Here is a 16,784-nt window from a genome sequence, read left to right as displayed (position 1 = left end):
GCGATGTTTGCGTAAGCAAACTCGACGTGTTTTTAAGCGGTACCATTTGTACCGCTTAAAATAAACGTTCTTTTTTCTAGCAGCAGGGTAAACGCATCAGTTGAATAGATAAATCGCAGAATAATGGGGGTGGGGCGACCATTTGAACCGCGAAGTGGTTCAACTCTGGTCGAACCGTCTCCATTATTCTGCGGGAATATTCAAAAAACATCTGATACGTCTACCCTGTCAATTATTTTTTCTTGACCATTTGCGATTCCGTTAGTATTTTCTATTTGTCAAATAAAGAATAAAACGGCAATTCGGCCGACAGGCAGATAAAGTGCCGGATAATTTGAGGAAAGGAATGACAAAAAAACACGGAAAAAGGCATGAGCCGGAGTGCGAAGCCCAACCGGTAGAGCAGAACGGTATGAACACGGACTCCGCAGCCGGTAAAAAAGCCGCAGATGCAAACCCGCATGGTAACAGCACAGGAAATGCCGAACAACATGCGGCACCGGAACAGCAAACCGGCAATCAAGAGCATGGAAATACGGCGACCGGACAAACTGCTCCGAATACGGAAGCATCGAAAGAGGCAAAGCCGGAGCCGTCTGCTGCCGAAAAGCTCGCATCTTTGGAAGCAAAGTGCAAGGAATTGCAGGATCAATATCTGCGCAAGGCTGCGGATTTCGATAACTACCGTAAGCGCATGATAAGGGAAAAGCAGGAGGCAATCGATTACGCAAACACGAATTTGATTTCCGACCTCTTGCAGATATTGGATGACTTTGACCGCGCAATCGAGGCCGGTAAAAAAGCCGGAGAAGATAGCGCCGCCGCTTTTATGCAGGGCGTTGTGATGATCCGGAACGGCTTATCTTCGCTACTTGAGTCGAAGTACGGTCTGCAGTATTACGAAGTGCAGGGAAAACCCTTTAACCCCGACATTCACGAAGCCGTTGCAACAAACCCTTCGGCCGAGGTTACGGAACCGACTGTCGGAGCGGAACTGCAAAAAGGGTATAAATTGAAGGAACGGATTCTCCGTCCGGCAAAGGTTATGGTATTGATGCCTACACCGGCAGAGAAAAAATAAGATAATCCTTTATTTAAGGATCAAACAAATAAGGAGTTTTTATTATGGGAAAGATTATCGGAATTGACTTAGGAACAACCAACTCTTGTGTTGCGATTATGGAAGGCGGAGAGCCCGTCGTTATCCCAAATGCCGAAGGAGGACGCACCACGCCTTCTATCGTTGCGTTCAAAAAAGATGAACGGATTGTCGGTCAGCCTGCTAAAAACCAGATGATTACCAATCCCGAAGGTACCATCTATTCGGTAAAACGGTTTATCGGCCATCGGTACAGCGAATTAACCGACGAGTTAAAACGTGTTCCGTATAAAATCGTACCGCAGGGTGATGATGTCCGCATCGAAGTGGACGGTAAAAAATACTCAACTCAGGAAATTTCAGCGTTTATTCTGCAGAAAATGAAGAAAACCGCAGAAGACTATTTAGGTGAACCGGTAACGGAAGCGGTTATCACCGTTCCTGCATACTTTAACGACGCACAGCGCCAAGCAACAAAGGATGCCGGTAAAATCGCCGGCTTGGATGTAAAGCGTATTATCAACGAACCGACGGCGGCTTCGCTTGCATTCGGCTTTAACAAGGATTCAAAGAGAGAGAAGGTTATCGCGGTCTACGACCTTGGCGGTGGTACCTTCGATATTTCGATTTTGGAATTGGGCGACGGCGTATTTGAGGTTAAATCGACAAACGGCGACACCCACTTGGGCGGTGACGACTTTGATAACCGCATTGTTGAGTGGCTCGAAAAAGAGTTTAAGGCTGATCAGGGTATCGACCTTTCAAAGGATCGTATGGCATTGCAGCGACTCCGTGAAGCGGCGGAAAAAGCAAAGATTGAGCTTTCCAGCCGTGCGGAAACGGAGATCAACCTTCCGTTCATCACTGCCGATGCGAACGGCCCCAAGCACTTGCAGAAAACATTGACCCGCGCGAAGTTCGAGCAGATGACCGACGATCTCTTTGAACGCACGAAAGAACCGTGCCGCAAAGCCTTAAAGGACGCAGGGCTCGAACCGAATCAGATCGACGAAATTCTGCTGGTAGGCGGTTCTACCCGTATGCCGAAAGTTGCGCAGATTATTAAAGAGATTTTCGGTAAAGAAGGTTCAAAGGGCGTAAACCCCGACGAAGCGGTTGCAGTCGGCGCTGCTATTCAGGGCGGTATTTTGGGCGGCGATGTCAAAGACGTACTGTTGCTCGATGTTACCCCGCTTTCGCTCGGTATCGAAACGATGGGCGGCGTGTTCACTCCGTTGATTAACCGTAACACCACTATTCCTACCCGCAAGAGCCAGGTATTCTCTACTGCGGCTGACGGACAAACTGCGGTTTCAATTCACGTCTTGCAGGGTGAACGCGGTATGGCGAGCCAGAACCGGACACTCGGTAACTTCGACTTGGTCGGTATTCCTCCGGCTCCCCGCGGTGTTCCGCAGATTGAAGTTACCTTCGACATCGACGCAAACGGTATCGTGCACGTTTCCGCAAAAGACCTTGGAACGGGTAAAGAACAGCACATCCGCATCGAAAGTTCCAGTGGCTTGAGCGAAGATGAAATCAACCGCATGGTGAAGGAAGCGGAAGCCAACGCCGAAAACGACAAGAAAGAGCGCGAAAAGGTTGAGGTACGCAATGAAGCGGATTCGATGATCTATCAGACCGAAAAGACCTTGAAGGAAATGGGAGATAAGGTAAACGCAGCTGATAAGCAGCGTATTGAAGATGCCGTTGCAACCTTAAAGAAAGCGATTGAAGGCGGAGATACTGCCGACATTAAGTCCAAGACCGAAGCGTTACAGCAGGCTGCATACAAGATTGCAGAAGAAATGTACAAGCAGCAGGGTGCCGGAGCCGGTGCGGCGGGAGCTGCCGGAGCAGGTACAGCAGGTAGCGCTGACGACAGCGGTCCCACCAAGGGAACCGCCGACGACGTGGACTACGAAGTCGTAAAAGACGAAGATAAATAACTAAGAAGTTTTTCTTCTATGCGAAATTTTCTTGAATTTTTCTTGAAAATTTCGCATATTTTTTTTACAATAAGGGTAAGCGTAACAAATAAATAGAAACAAAGCGCAGACGGAGAGACTATTGTTGTTAAGAATAGACTTTCCGTTAGCCTTTTAGAAATAGGCTAGGCAGATGCCAGCATATTTTTTTAAGATAAGGGTAAATGCAGCAAACAGATAAAAACAAATCGCAGACGGAAAGACTATTGTTGTTAAAAATAGACTTTCCGTTAGCCTTTTAGAAATAGGCGAGGCAGATACGAGGCATGAACAAAAATTACCCGCAGTCGTGCTTCTGCACGTCGAGGACTAATTTTTGTGGAATAACGAAGTAGATGCCCGCATATTTCTAAAAGGAAAGGTTGAGTAGCCTACAGGATTCTGCGGGATATACTAAAAAATCGTTTGCTGCGTTTACCCTAGACGGAGCTTATTTTGGCACAACGAGATTATTATGAGGTATTGGGTGTAGCAAAGACCGCTACTGCTGATGAAATAAAAAAGGCCTATCGTAAATTGGCCATTCAATACCACCCCGATAAAAACCCCGGAAATAAAGAAGCGGAAGAAAAATTTAAAGAGGCGACTGAAGCCTACGAAGTGCTCATTGACGATAAAAAACGCAGCGTCTATGATCAATACGGTTTTGACGGTGTTAAAAATATGGGCGGCGGTTTTGACCCGTCCGCATTCCAAGGCTTTGAAGATATCTTCGGCGGCGGAGGAGGTCTTTCCGACCTGTTCGAAAGCTTATTCGGCGGAGGCAGCTTTGGAGGATTCGGCGGATTCGGTTCATCGAGCCGCGGTTCGTCACGAGGCAGCAGCGGCCCCGCGCGGGGCGCAAACCTCCGGTATGACCTGCAGATCGATTTTACCGACGCTGTATACGGCAAGAAGATTGAAATACAGTATTCACGCGACGAGCATTGTTCGGAGTGCAAAGGCTCGGGAAGCGTCGGCGGGAGCGGCAGAAAGATGTGCCCCGACTGTAAGGGTACCGGACAGGTACGGCAGAATACCGGCTTTTTCTCCATTGCGAGTACGTGTCGGCGCTGCGGCGGATCGGGAACTATTATCGAAAATCCGTGCAAAAAATGCGGCGGTTCCGGCTTAGAGCGGAAAAAGCAAAAAATCATTATCACAATTCCCGCCGGCGTAGAAGAAGGAAAGCGTATCACCATTCCCAAACAGGGGAATGCAGGTTCAGGCGGCGGCGATTACGGCGACCTCTACGTATTCATCTTTATTAAGCCGCATCACTTATTTGAACGGCACGGAAATGACCTGTACTGTGTAATTCCCATCTCGATGACGCAAGCCGCGCTCGGAGGAGAGATAACCGTAAAATCGCTGAACGATAAGCGCCTGACGGTAAAAATTCCCGCCGGTACGCAGCATGGCGATGCGCTCAAGGTGCGCGGAGAAGGTGTTCCCGCAGCAAGCGGCAGAACCGGCGACCTCTACCTCAAGGTCATCATAAAAATACCGACGCGAATATCTTCAAACGGAAGGAAACTGCTCAGCGAATTTTCGGCAATGGAAGGTGAAAATACGACGCCGGATATAGTGCCGCTGTCTAAGCTATAGCATGACTTTTGCAAATATACGGCACATCTACGCCAAAAGTGTACATCCGTGTACACTTTTGGCTGCGAGTTTCGGCAAAAGCCGAAACATCGCTTCTGTGAAACACGAGCGGCATCCATGCCGCTACTGAAAATGCTCAACGTATCACAGATACGCCTCCGCTTTATTTCGGCTAGGCTCCTAGCATCTGCATTGTCTATTTGCAAAAGGCTTACGGCAAAAGGCATTTAAGAACCGCCATGGATGGCGGTGGTTCTACTCAACAGCGAGTTTTTCGTCAGAAAACTCGTAGCCCAAGAATGTATAGGACGTACATTCTTGGGCGTGCCTGCGGGTGTTTTTTGTACGCTCCTAGCATCTTCAGAACGGACAGGGATGTCCGTGAAATTGAGCAGCAGCGAGTTTGCCCCGCAAACTCGACGTTGAACAGTGTACACGGAAGTACACTGTTCAACAGGCTATTTTCAAAAGCTTACGGAGACTCTATTTTCAAGAGCGTTGGAGGGAAGGATGAAAAGGGGTTTTATATTTTTATTTTGTCTGTGCTGTGCGGCGGCGTTGAATGCGGAAGAGGCAGCCGATGACTTCGGCTTTGATAGCGAGGCGGAATCGGGCAGTGCTTTTTCGATTGATATCGGCGGAAAGCTTTCCCTCGGCGGTTCGTTTTATTTTAACGATTTTAAGACTTTTAAGGATGTACAGCCCGGCTCGCTGGTTGAGGGAAAGCTGCACGTTCACGCAACAGCGCCGATGACGGAAGCATATTTCGGTGTTAAGCTTAACGGTAAAACCCTCGCTCCCTTGCTCGGCAAGGAGCAGGACGTTTTTCCCAAAAGCCCCCAGATTGCTCCGTGGATTGACGAAGCATATCTTAAAATACTCTTTAGTTCGGTAGTCATTACCGGTGGCATCCAAAAGATGAACTGGGGGCGGGCGGAAAATTTAAGCGTGCTTGATATCGTCAATCCTCGCGACAAAACCGACCTTACGCTGATGTATGCCCCGCAGGAGATGAAAATTGCCCGCCCGCTCATATCCGCTACTGTGTACCTTCCGCACGATCTCAAACTGGAAGGTGTATATTTGCCGGTATTTGAAGGGAACCGCATTGTTACCGGAAAAACCGACCGCTGGTATTCACAGCAGTTTGATCGGATATGGGGTAACAGTGCTTCGGTCTTTCATAAGCCTGCTACCAATACCCTCGCATATTCGCAGGGAGGCGGGCGGCTTACGGCTGCCGTAGGAGGTAAGCACGACTTCGGCATTCAGTATTTTTACGGTCGGCTGCCGGAGCTTGCGTTTGAAACCCTTTTCCCTACAACTTTTACCGGTCTCTATAATCCCTATCACCACATCGGTATCGACTACGGTGTCGGACTCGGCCCCGTATCGCTCAGTGCGGAATTCGCCGCAAATATCACCTCGGATTTATCAGGCAATAATCCTTCCGTATATAACCCGTCGCTTGCGTGGAATATCGGCGCGGTCTATTCCGCACCCCTCGGCTTTACCGTGAGTTTGACCGCAACGGAAAATATTCGGCTTCATCATAACCGAAGCGCTGCTCAAATCAACGATGTAGAATACGGCAAAAAAGCAACGGATACTAAGCTCGCATTTTCCGTATCGCAAACACTTCTGCGCAATTCCTTGGAATGGAAGCTCGGCGCCATTGTCGGGCTTGAGGACGCAGACTTTTGCATTATGCCCGGTATCCATTGGCAGCTCGCAACCTTGCTTATCGACTGTAATGTCGGTATTTTCGGCGGTAAAAAGACCGGAAACTTCGGACAATTTTCCCGCAATAGCTTTATCAGGCTCACTCTCGCGTATGAGTTTTAAAAGATTGGGCATCTCTAAAAACTCGGTTAGCTTTTAGAGGTTCCCGATTGTATATAGATGCGGTATATTTAACACAGATTAGTGGTATGACGCAAATAGGAGCAATGTACCTTTTCTAAAAAGTGAAAATCTATCATCTTGTTCTATCGGGAGGATAAATATGACATATACCCAATGGTATGATTCTCCGCTGGGGAACATTTTGCTGGCAGCAGACAGCGCAGGTTTGACCGGCGTGTGGTTCAACGGCGAAAAGTTTTTTGCTCAGTATCTTGAAGAACAGCATAAAGAAAAAGAAACCCCATTTTTACACCAAACAAAGCGATGGCTTGATGTCTATTTTTCCGGAAAAGAACCTGATTTTACCGTGCCGTTCCATTTTAACGGAACGGATTTCCAAAATGCAGTATGGAATATCCTCTGTACTATTCCATACGGGCATACAACTACCTACGGTGAAATAGCTAAGCAGATTGCCCGCTGGCGGGGTCTATCCCGTATGTCCGCACAGGCGGTGGGCGGCGCAGTCGGTCATAATGGAATTTCTATTATCGTGCCCTGTCATCGCGTTATCGGAGCGAACGGCAACTTAACCGGCTATGCAGGCGGCCTTGATAGAAAAAGAGCATTGCTGACGTTGGAAAAAGTTATTTAAGATGCAGGCAAATACAGTGTGGGTATGATAGATATATTAAAATTTGCAGAAGACTTGGAATCGACACCGCAGCAGATGATAGACAAAGCGGGCGGCTACAATAATGAAAACGGTTTCACGGTGATTCTCGATAACAGCAATACGGAGCAGGCTCAGTATCAGGATGCGCCGCTTTTCTATGGTAAGACACTGACAATAAAAATACCGAATGATAATACAACAGCACAACAAACCGCACTGTCGGATAATAATCCCAAGCCAACGCAAAAAACAGCACCGGATAGAGCTTCAAACAGCGCAACACCAAAAGCGAAAAGGTATGTTCCGGAGCAAATCCGCAGGATGAAGAACCTCTATCAATACGGAAGCGGATCGTTCAGACAGATATGCAAAAATTTCTATGTGCAGGGAAAATTCATGGAGAACTATGAAGATAATGTTCCTTGGAAAGGAGAAATCAGCACTTATTATTGGTCGACCTATCATAATTTATCTTTAGCTCAGCTGCGCGGGTATTTTACATGGCGGACTGAATTGCGGAAGGGAAACTATCAGAAGCACTGCGAAACGTTTGTATCGATGTATCTGTATGAGCTGCTCAATGGGATAGGAACGAAATCGGTGGAAGACAGTCTTAGGAAAATGGAAGAATTTGAAACAGGTTATATCGATTCAGGATTTGGCGACAAATATCTGCGAGATATGCTTCATCGCTGGATGCTGGAATTCGCTGTATTGAAGGGACTTGCCCCGGATATTACCCGTAAATATGCGGACAGCGACATGCTGGAAAAAGACGCCGCAGTTGAAATTCTTCACTATCCGGAAAAATTCAATGCTCAGGAAGTGTTTAATGCGCTCTGTGTGTTCGGTGGGAAGAAGACTGCCGAATCGAAGCTGATACAAGAGCGCGGGACGGAAGCTATCACCCTCTTTGCAGCGGTATGGCGGCTTGCTTCCGTTCAATATCAAGAAGATGGAAAAAAACTTTTTCAACTTTGTTTTGGGCGCCGAAGAGCACAGGACTGGCACCCTCTTGAATACACACTTTACTATGATAATAGTAAGAAAAGAAAATCCGTCGCATATGAGCTGAATCCTTCTCGATCATATCTCTTTAAAGAGGGAGCATGGTATGTGGTAACGTATCAAAGCTACTATTTTAATAGAAAGATAATTGCTGACTTTTTACATGAAACAGACCGGAGACTGCGCTTATACCTGAAAACAGGCCATCCGTTAAAAGAGCGAAAAGAAGCGGCGTGGGCGGTATCTTATATAGAAGCGGTTATCGCAGCGGATGCACAGGCAAAAATCGAAGCTGCGCGTCCTAAGATCTCGATTGACTTTTCAGGCCTGGATAAAATCAGAAAGGATGCGCTTGAAACTCAAGACAGCCTGTTAACCGAGGAAGAGACGATGGGCTCGCCGGAGGCTGCATCAAAAGAGACGGAAAACTCAAAGCACACCGGTACTCCCGAATATGCCGGAGATGCTATACCGGACACTGCATCTATACCGATTCCCGCGGCCGTTCCATCGACCGCATCTATGCCGTCCGCAGCAACGCTGTCAGGTTCAGCATTCGGAGCATCCGGTTCATCCGGAGTGTCCGTTCCGTTAGATGATTCGTTAGACGGTATGCAGATACAGCTGTTGCGGATGCTGCTCCGCGGAGAGCCGGTGCAGGAATTGATTACCACACAGCATGGAATGCCGAGCGTTATCGCTGATGCTATCAACGAAGCCTTGTTTGATCTTATCGGCGATACGGTGGTAGAATGCGACGGCAAAACAATTACCCTTGTGGAAGATTATCGTGATAATATCATCGGGATATTGGGAGAAGATATAGAATGAACGAAGCGGAAAGAAAAGTTCCAAAACGGATTGCGCAAACGGTATTGCATTCTTTAAAAGGCGGTGTTGTGCCCCGTATCGGGCTACCCTATATCACCATCGGAAGAAAAAACGAGATCCAAGCCTTGCTGCATGATGTTGATATTATCGCCGAAGGCGGCGCTTCGTTCCGCTTTATTGTCGGGCGGTATGGCGCGGGGAAGAGTTTTTTACTGCAAGCTATCCGAAATTATGTGATGGATCGCGGGTTCATTGTTGCGGATGCAGACCTGTCTCCGGAACGGAGGCTGCAAGGAACGCGGGGACAGGGGCTTGCAACTTATCGCGAGCTGATCGGGAATCTTTCCACAAAGACAAAACCGGAGGGCGGTGCACTTACGCTGATATTGGAGCGGTGGATCAGCACCGTGCAAAGTGAAGCCTTGCAAGAAAGCGGGCTTCAACCCGGAGACCCGGCGCTGACTGCGCTTGTCGATCAAAAGATTTACGCGGTAACCGCTTCGGTGAGCGAGCTGGTACACGGTTTTGAGTTTGCTCAATTACTTTCAGCCTATTATCATGCCTACCTCAAGAGCGATGATGAAACGAAAGCAAAAGTAGTGCGGTGGTTCCGGGGCGAATATGCCCTCAAGCGTGAAGCAAAGGAAGAACTCGGTGTCAATATCATTATTACGGATGATGACTGGTACGAGTATCTCAAACTCTTTGCAACATTTTTCCGGCTGGCGGGTTATTCCGGCATGATGATTATGATCGACGAACTCGTCAATATTTATAAAGTTCCCAACTCCATCACGCGCCAGTACAATTACGAAAAACTCCTCACCATGTACAACGACACCTTACAAGGAAAGGCAAAATACCTCGGTATTATCATGGGGGCAACACCGCAGGCGATAGAGGATAAGCGGCGCGGTGTGTACAGCTACGAGGCGCTCCGCTCCCGTCTTGCGGAAGGGAAGTTTTCCAAGCCCGGTGCACGGGACTTACTTGCGCCGGTAATCCGGCTTGACCCGATTACTGCGGAAGAAATGCTGATCCTCTGTGAAAAGCTCGCTGTGATGCACGCCGGACTCTACGGCTATGAGCAGAAAATCGCCACAAATGACTTGGCAGCATTTATCAGAATTGAATATGAGCGGATCGGTGCCGATGTGCATATCACCCCGCGCGAAGTAATCAGGGATTTTATCGAGTTGCTGGATATTTTGTACCAAAATCCGGGAATGAGCGTTATCGAGTTACTAAACTCCGAAACATTTTCGTACGCAAAGTCTGATGCGGTATCGGACACCGCCGATGAAAACTATGCCGAGTTTACGATTTAAGGTGAGTGCGCAGCAGAGCGATGGACATTTTTAATCAATACGCCCCTTTTGTACAGGATTATATTTACCGCTCCGGCTGGCAGGCGCTTCGCGCGGTGCAGAATGCGGCGGGCGATGCTCTTTTCAATACCGATAACAATGTGCTGCTGACGGCATCCACCGCCTCCGGCAAAACCGAAGCGGCGTTTTTTCCAATCTTGAGCCTCTTATACGAAGAGCCTGCTGCCTCGGTGGGGGTGCTGTACATCGCGCCGCTCAAGGCGCTCATCAATGATCAGTTCGGGCGGCTGAACGAGCTTTGCGAGGAAGCAGGAATCGCCGTAACGCGATGGCATGGTGATGCGCCGCAGAGCCAAAAACGGAAGCTGCTCCGTAAACCGGCGGGGATTTTGCAGATCACCCCGGAATCCCTTGAAGCGCTGATGATCACCAGGCAGAGCAAAATACCCTCTTTGTTCCATGACCTACGCTTTATCGTCATCGATGAAGTCCACTCCCTGCTGCGTGCCGACCGCGGCGGGCAAACCTTTTGCCTGATCGAGCGGCTCTGCCGGACTGCGGGCTGCAATCCCCGGCGGGTTGGGCTTTCCGCCACACTCGGTAACCCTGAAGAAGCGGGAGCCTTTCTTGCTGCAGGCAGCGGGAGAGAAACGGCTATCCCCAAATGCGACGGCGGCAAAGAGGTGTGGCGGCTTTCGATGGAACACTTCTTCAATACGGAGCCGCAAGCTGACGAAGATAAGCCTATTACCATCGAAGCACTTACGGTAGAACCCGCCGCGGATACTGCACCCAATGCTGCCGATCCGGGGATGGGCTATATCTTTGAGCATACCCGCGGTAAAAAATGCCTCGTGTTTACCAACTCCCGCGAGGAGTGTGAATCCGTATGCCAGCACCTCCGGCAATACTGTGAAGTCAACCACGAACCCGACCGCTTTTTAATTCACCACGGCAACCTTTCCGCTTCGTACCGCGAAAGTGCGGAAGAAGAAATGAAGGATGACGACTCGCTCATTAGTGTGTGTGCTACCGCTACACTGGAGCTGGGGATTGATATCGGGAGGCTGGAGCGGGCATTCCAGATTGATGCACCCTTTACCGTTTCCGGTTTTTTGCAGCGTATGGGACGTACCGGACGGCGCGGCACTCCTTCGGAAATGTGGTTTGTCATGCGGGAAGATCATCCCGAAGCGCGGGCAATGCTGCCGGAGATGATTCCGTGGTATCTCATTCAAGGGATTGCACTTGTTCAGCTTTATATCGAAGAGCGCTTTGTGGAACCGCCGCGCACGGAAAAGCTGCCCTTCTCCCTGCTCTATCACCAGACCATGAGCACGCTTGCCTCCTCAGGAGAGATGACACCGGCGGAGCTTGCCTCCAGAGTACTGACCCTGTCGGTATTCCGCCGCATCAGTCAGGAGGACTTCCGCACCTTGCTCCGGCACCTTATCACAATTGATCATATCAACCGCACGGAAAACGGCGGGCTGATTGTCGGGATTACCGGGGAGCGGGTTGTCAACAATTATAAGTTTTACGCAGTGTTCCAAGAAAATATCGAATACACGGTGCGTTCCGGTTCCGAAGAGCTGGGAACAATCGTTAAGCCGCCGCCTGCGGGCGAGAAGATAGCCATTGCAGGTAGGGTGTGGGCAGTGGACGAGGTGGATCACCAGCGCCGCGAGGTATACTGTACGCTGGTAAAGGGAAATATCCCTGCGTATTTCGGTGATGTGGCAGGCGATATACATACCCGTATCTTGGAACGGATGCATACTGTCCTTGCCGAACGGAAAAGCTATCCGTACCTGATGCGCCATGCCGTGTGCCGGTTGCAGGAAGCGCGGAATACGTTCAGCAAGGCAGGGATGGACACTCACCCGCTCATTTCCCTTGGCGGCACTATGTGGGCGCTCTTTCCCCAGCTGGGCAGCTATGCCTTTCTTGCGTTGGAACGTTTTCTCAAGCTCCGCTGCGGTACACGGCTTGGGCTCAAAGGCTTGAGTTCGTCCAGACCGTACTACCTACAGTTTACCATGCAGGTAAGCGCACAGGAATTCTATCGCATTATTGCCGAAGAAGCCGCACAAAACTTTGACCCGCTGGAGCTTGTGTACGAGAACGAAGTTCCCGTCTTTGACAAATACGACGAGTATGTTCCCTCTGAGCTGGTGCGCAAAGGATTTGCCTTAGGAGTGCTGGATATCGCCGGTATGAAGCAGCGGGTGCTGGGATGGAAGAGGAATGTGGAGAAAGCATAATACGAAATACAGACTAAGTTATACAATATGTCTATACTTCTAAGTAACAACAATAGCGGATACTCTTATGAATAACATTACAAGACAAATTTTTCGTGCAGTATATGAAGGAAAGTGGCTCTATGTTGAATACTGCAATAAAAAAAGTGAGCAAGTTTCTCGATTCTGGATAGGAATAAAAGACATTCTCAAAAATAAGGACGGAACATTGTATACTTTACAATGCAGTGGACTCCATCTTCATACGTATACACTTGCAGATAATATGTTGCTTTCTGTAGAACGTATACTATCGGCAAGTATTGTAAATGGTACATATATGCCGATAAATCAACATCTTGTTGACGATATTGATTGTAATCCTGCAAAGTATGAATTACTATTTGATGGCTCTGCAAACTTCAAAATTCTCAATTACCTTGCGGATTGCAATAAATTTGAAAGTATTCCGTCATTAAACAATGATTTTTGCCTCATAGAAAATTTAGATGACAATGTCCTCCTCAGTAATCCACAAGAATATCGCTTATCTGATACGCAGTATCGAGAAATTGTTGATGCGTTTAATAAAAAACTGAATATAAAGCAGAAAAAACATCAAATGGAGGGGCAGCTGTGTCTAAATAAACTAAGCCTTTATACCCGGAAAGGGCTATATGTACTTGCGTATCGTGAAATATTTTTAAATGTCGAAAAACATACATTAGAAATATCAAACGAAATTTCTTTTAATAAAGAATTCTATATGAATGCCGATTCGGACGACGGTAAGATTGAAAGTATTCGTCGCTTTCTTGAACCATGTGAATTATATCTACTCAAAGATTTTGATAAAAACTTACAAAAAATTGAAAACATCATTCAAGAAAAAATTTCAAAAGAAAAAATAGATGATCGTCCGTATTTTTTATATTTACAACGAAATGTCAAAGTCAATCTTGAAAAAGAATACGAATCGATTCTGACTATGTATGAAACCGGTAAGGTCTCCATTCCAATACGTGCATTCTTCGGCGAACTGCATAGTATTGAAAAAAATGAAAATGATATACCGATAACATTACTGAATAAAAAAATAAATCTTGATCAGCTGCTTTCCATACACAATGCAATGCATAGCCCTGTATCGTATACACAAGGGCCGCCCGGAACAGGCAAAACCAATACAATAATAAACACTATTATCACCGCATTCTTTAACAATAAAACGGTTCTATTTTCTTCGTATAACAACCATCCAATCGATACTGTGTTTCAGACTCTAAGTTCACTGCAATATAAAAGGCACTCCGGAACTATCGATATTATACCATTTCCAATTCTCCGCCTTGGCAGTAATGAGAAAGTAAAAGAAGCATTAGGCTATATAGAAACGCTGTATCAAAAATGTTCAAACATTACAATATATAGTACAACACTTGAACGAAATAAATACGATACGATAGAGCGAACAAAAAAACTATCGACATTGTTAAAAAATCATCAAGAAACGGTAGAACTTGCCGAACGAAAAGATACACTTGAAGCAATGCTTGAAAAAAACACAAGTATGGAAATGCGGCTTGTTTTGGAAGGACAGCAGCTTAATGCAATCAGAAAGAAACTTAATGAAATCCCCAAGGTTTCCGATCAGGATGCTCTTAATCTTTTGGAAAATGATGAAAATGAGTTTCTAAAATATCTTTATTATATATCAGCAAGATATATCCAACAGCTATCAGAACCGGAGTATGATGATCTTCGTCTTATTTTAAAACTTGAAAAAGAGGAAGAACGCATTACGGCTTTTAATAAATATACATCCGTCGATGATAATATTTGCAAACTGCAAAAGATTTTTCCGATTATTGCAACTACTTGTATTTCGGCGCATAAACTCGGCAGTGGCAAACTTTGTTTTGATTGCACTATAATTGATGAAGCCAGTCAGTGTAATACAGCTCTATCACTTATCCCGATTATACGCGGTAAAACGCTTATGCTGGTAGGTGATCCGCAACAGCTTAATCCGGTAATTACCTTGGATGAGAATATCAACAAAGCATTAAGAACAAAATACGGTATTTCTGACGATTACGATTATATTACAAATTCAATCTATAAAACTTTTTTAGCAAACGATTCAATTAGCGAAGAAATCTTACTTCATAATCATTATCGTTGTAATAAAAAAATCATTCAATTCAATAATGAAAAATATTATAACAACCGGTTAAATATAGTATCAGAGTCTACGGTTTCGGAACCATTGGTATTTTATAATGTTGATAGTACAAGAACTAATTTTAAAAATACTTCCGAACAAGAAGCGGAAGCGATTGTACATTATATAAAAAATAATCCTGATAAAAGTATCGGGATTATTACTCCGTTTAGAAGTCAAAAGGAACAGATAGAATTTTCAATAAGGGAAGCTGGTATCAATCCCAAAAAATACAGTTGCGGAACGGTTCATGCATTCCAAGGCGACGAAAAGGATGTTATTCTATTCTCACTCGCATTGACCGCTACCACTAATAATAAAACTTACGAGTGGTTAAAAAATAATGCTGAGCTTATCAATGTTGCAACATCCCGTGCAAAAGATCGCCTTGTGATATTTTCAAATAATACTGTTCTTAATCAGCTGCACCGGAATGCAGAGAAGACAAAATCAGACGATATCTATGAACTTGCGGAATATGTAAAAGCAAAGGGCTCATACAAGATAACAAACTGTACAAATGATTCGCGAGCACTTGGTACAAAACCGTATAAAACGGAAACAGAAGACGCTTTTTTGGAAACATTGAACCATGCACTTTCAATTATTTCTTTAAAAAATAAAAAATACTGCGTCGAAACAGAAGTACAAGCTTCGCATATTTTTAAACCGGGGACGGTTCATCGGGACTATTTTTTTCGATGCAGTTTTGATTTTGTGATTTATAAAATCGGCTATAGAAATAAGAAAGAACCAATCCTTGCGATTGAATTAAACGGACGAGAGCATTATAATAATGCGACCATAAAAGATAATGACACGAAGAAAAAAGATATTTGCAAAGAACAAGGATTTACCCTTATTCCTGTAGAAAATTCTTATGCTCGGCGGTACAACTATATCAAAGATATATTAGTCGGATATTTTGGTCAGGCGCCCGATTCATATAAGTAGACAGATTGTTAATGGTGTATATAATTAGTCCATCGGTTGGTGCACCGAGTGAGACGGCAAGTGCGATTTTTCTTTCTGTCAGAGCTTTGCCTTTTGATCCGTATGCCCAGCCATTTATTTATAATCTCTATGCGAACATGCTGTTAAAAAAACAAGACAGCGTATAGGAGGACACAATGCAGAGCCATACAAAAAAAGAGCTGGGAGTTCATCCGTTTTTATTCCCGATGCCCGTACTCATGATAGCGACTTACGGTGAGGATGGAAAAGTTGATGTAATGAATATGGCATGGGGCGGTATCTGTGCAGAAAATATGGTTTTGATGAATCTTGATGAAAAACATAAGACTGCGGCGAATCTCAAGTACAAAAAAGCGTTCACCCTCAGTGTTGCGGATATCCCTCATATCGAGGAAGCGGATTTCTTTGGTATTGCAAGCGGAAATACGATGCCGGATAAATTTGAACGCAGCGGCTTAACGGCGGTTAAGAGCGCCAAGGTGGACGCACCGATTATCCAAGAGTTTCCCCTTACGCTTGAGTGCAAAGTAGTAGAGATAAAAAATGCAGTGTTCGGCTTTTACGTTGTCGGGGAAATCGTCGGAGTTCTTGCAGATGAGGCTGTTTTAAACGAAAAGGGCAAAGTTGAACCGTCAAAGCTCAATGCATTCATTTTTGATCAATTCCAAAACGGCTATTATGCCATCGGAGAAAAAGTCGGCCAAGCATGGAAGTCAGGCGTAGATTTGATGAAAAAATAGCTTGATGCGTTTACCTTCCTTTTGTGCGAAATTTTATCCAAAATTTCGCACATTTTTCCAGTAGACGGGTAAACGCATCAGGGAAATAGCTCCAATTCTGCAAAATATATAGGCTGGGAGACCATTTGAGCTGCGTAGCAGCGAAACTCTGGTTGAACAGCCTATATATTTTGCAGGGCTGTCACAACTACCTGATGCGTGTACCCGCAGCGTGCTGGCGTTGACGCAGTACAATCTTTG

10 protein-coding genes and 1 pseudogene are annotated in these 16,784 nt (G+C 46.0%); 10 read left to right on the top strand and 1 reads right to left on the bottom strand.

All coding sequences use genetic code 11. The features are described 5' to 3' along the window. The first annotated feature begins 346 nt into the window (after positions 1 to 346). The 9 genes from grpE (at position 347) to ABH09_RS10350 (ending at position 15,783) form a co-directional block, all read left to right on the top strand. Positions 347 to 1,081: a nucleotide exchange factor GrpE gene (gene grpE, locus ABH09_RS10390; protein WP_253714331.1), complete on the top strand. Its 735-nt coding sequence runs from the start codon at positions 347 to 349 to the stop codon at positions 1,079 to 1,081. A 44-nt stretch (positions 1,082 to 1,125) separates the two neighbouring features. Further along, complete coding sequence (dnaK, locus tag ABH09_RS10385; RefSeq protein ID WP_253714330.1) at positions 1,126 to 3,048, top strand: molecular chaperone DnaK; 1,923 nt, start codon at positions 1,126 to 1,128, stop codon at positions 3,046 to 3,048. A 474-nt stretch (positions 3,049 to 3,522) separates the two neighbouring features. Next, the gene (dnaJ, locus tag ABH09_RS10380; protein WP_253714329.1) at positions 3,523 to 4,674 is read left to right on the top strand and encodes a molecular chaperone DnaJ; all 1,152 of its coding nucleotides are present in this window, start codon (positions 3,523 to 3,525) and stop codon (positions 4,672 to 4,674) included. A 510-nt stretch (positions 4,675 to 5,184) separates the two neighbouring features. Next, positions 5,185 to 6,519: a hypothetical protein gene (locus ABH09_RS10375; protein WP_253714328.1), complete on the top strand. Its 1,335-nt coding sequence runs from the start codon at positions 5,185 to 5,187 to the stop codon at positions 6,517 to 6,519. A gap of 160 nt (positions 6,520 to 6,679) precedes the next feature. Continuing rightward, a complete protein-coding gene (locus ABH09_RS10370) occupies positions 6,680 to 7,174 on the top strand; it encodes a methylated-DNA--[protein]-cysteine S-methyltransferase (RefSeq protein WP_253714327.1) in 495 nt (164 codons plus the stop codon). A gap of 24 nt (positions 7,175 to 7,198) precedes the next feature. Continuing rightward, positions 7,199 to 9,034: a TerB N-terminal domain-containing protein gene (locus ABH09_RS10365; RefSeq protein ID WP_253714326.1), complete on the top strand. Its 1,836-nt coding sequence runs from the start codon at positions 7,199 to 7,201 to the stop codon at positions 9,032 to 9,034. Continuing rightward, positions 9,031 to 10,362 (top strand): ATP-binding protein, encoded by a 1,332-nt coding sequence (locus tag ABH09_RS10360; protein ID WP_253714325.1) that lies wholly within the window; start codon positions 9,031 to 9,033, stop codon positions 10,360 to 10,362. The genes ABH09_RS10365 and ABH09_RS10360 overlap by 4 nt, the downstream gene beginning before the upstream one ends. Positions 10,363 to 10,382: 20 nt before the next feature. After that, positions 10,383 to 12,626: a DEAD/DEAH box helicase gene (locus ABH09_RS10355; protein WP_253714324.1), complete on the top strand. Its 2,244-nt coding sequence runs from the start codon at positions 10,383 to 10,385 to the stop codon at positions 12,624 to 12,626. A gap of 67 nt (positions 12,627 to 12,693) precedes the next feature. After that, a complete protein-coding gene (locus ABH09_RS10350) occupies positions 12,694 to 15,783 on the top strand; it encodes an AAA domain-containing protein (protein ID WP_253714323.1) in 3,090 nt (1,029 codons plus the stop codon). A gap of 37 nt (positions 15,784 to 15,820) precedes the next feature. Here ABH09_RS10350 and ABH09_RS13045 read toward each other — a convergent pair. Then, positions 15,821 to 15,898, bottom strand: a pseudogene (locus ABH09_RS13045) (flavodoxin family protein); the annotation flags it as partial. 61 nt (positions 15,899 to 15,959) lie between these two features. Between ABH09_RS13045 and ABH09_RS10345 the strand changes: the two are divergent. Then, complete coding sequence (locus ABH09_RS10345; RefSeq protein ID WP_162664237.1) at positions 15,960 to 16,544, top strand: flavin reductase family protein; 585 nt, start codon at positions 15,960 to 15,962, stop codon at positions 16,542 to 16,544. Positions 16,545 to 16,784: the final 240 nt, after the last annotated feature.

Origin of the sequence: Treponema sp. OMZ 803 (assembly GCF_024181165.1) — a bacterium.
In the GTDB taxonomy this organism is placed as follows: Bacteria; Spirochaetota; Spirochaetia; order Treponematales; family Treponemataceae; genus Treponema.
The sequence above is the reverse complement of the archived record's forward strand: the minus strand, read 5'-3'. Positions and strand labels throughout refer to the sequence as shown.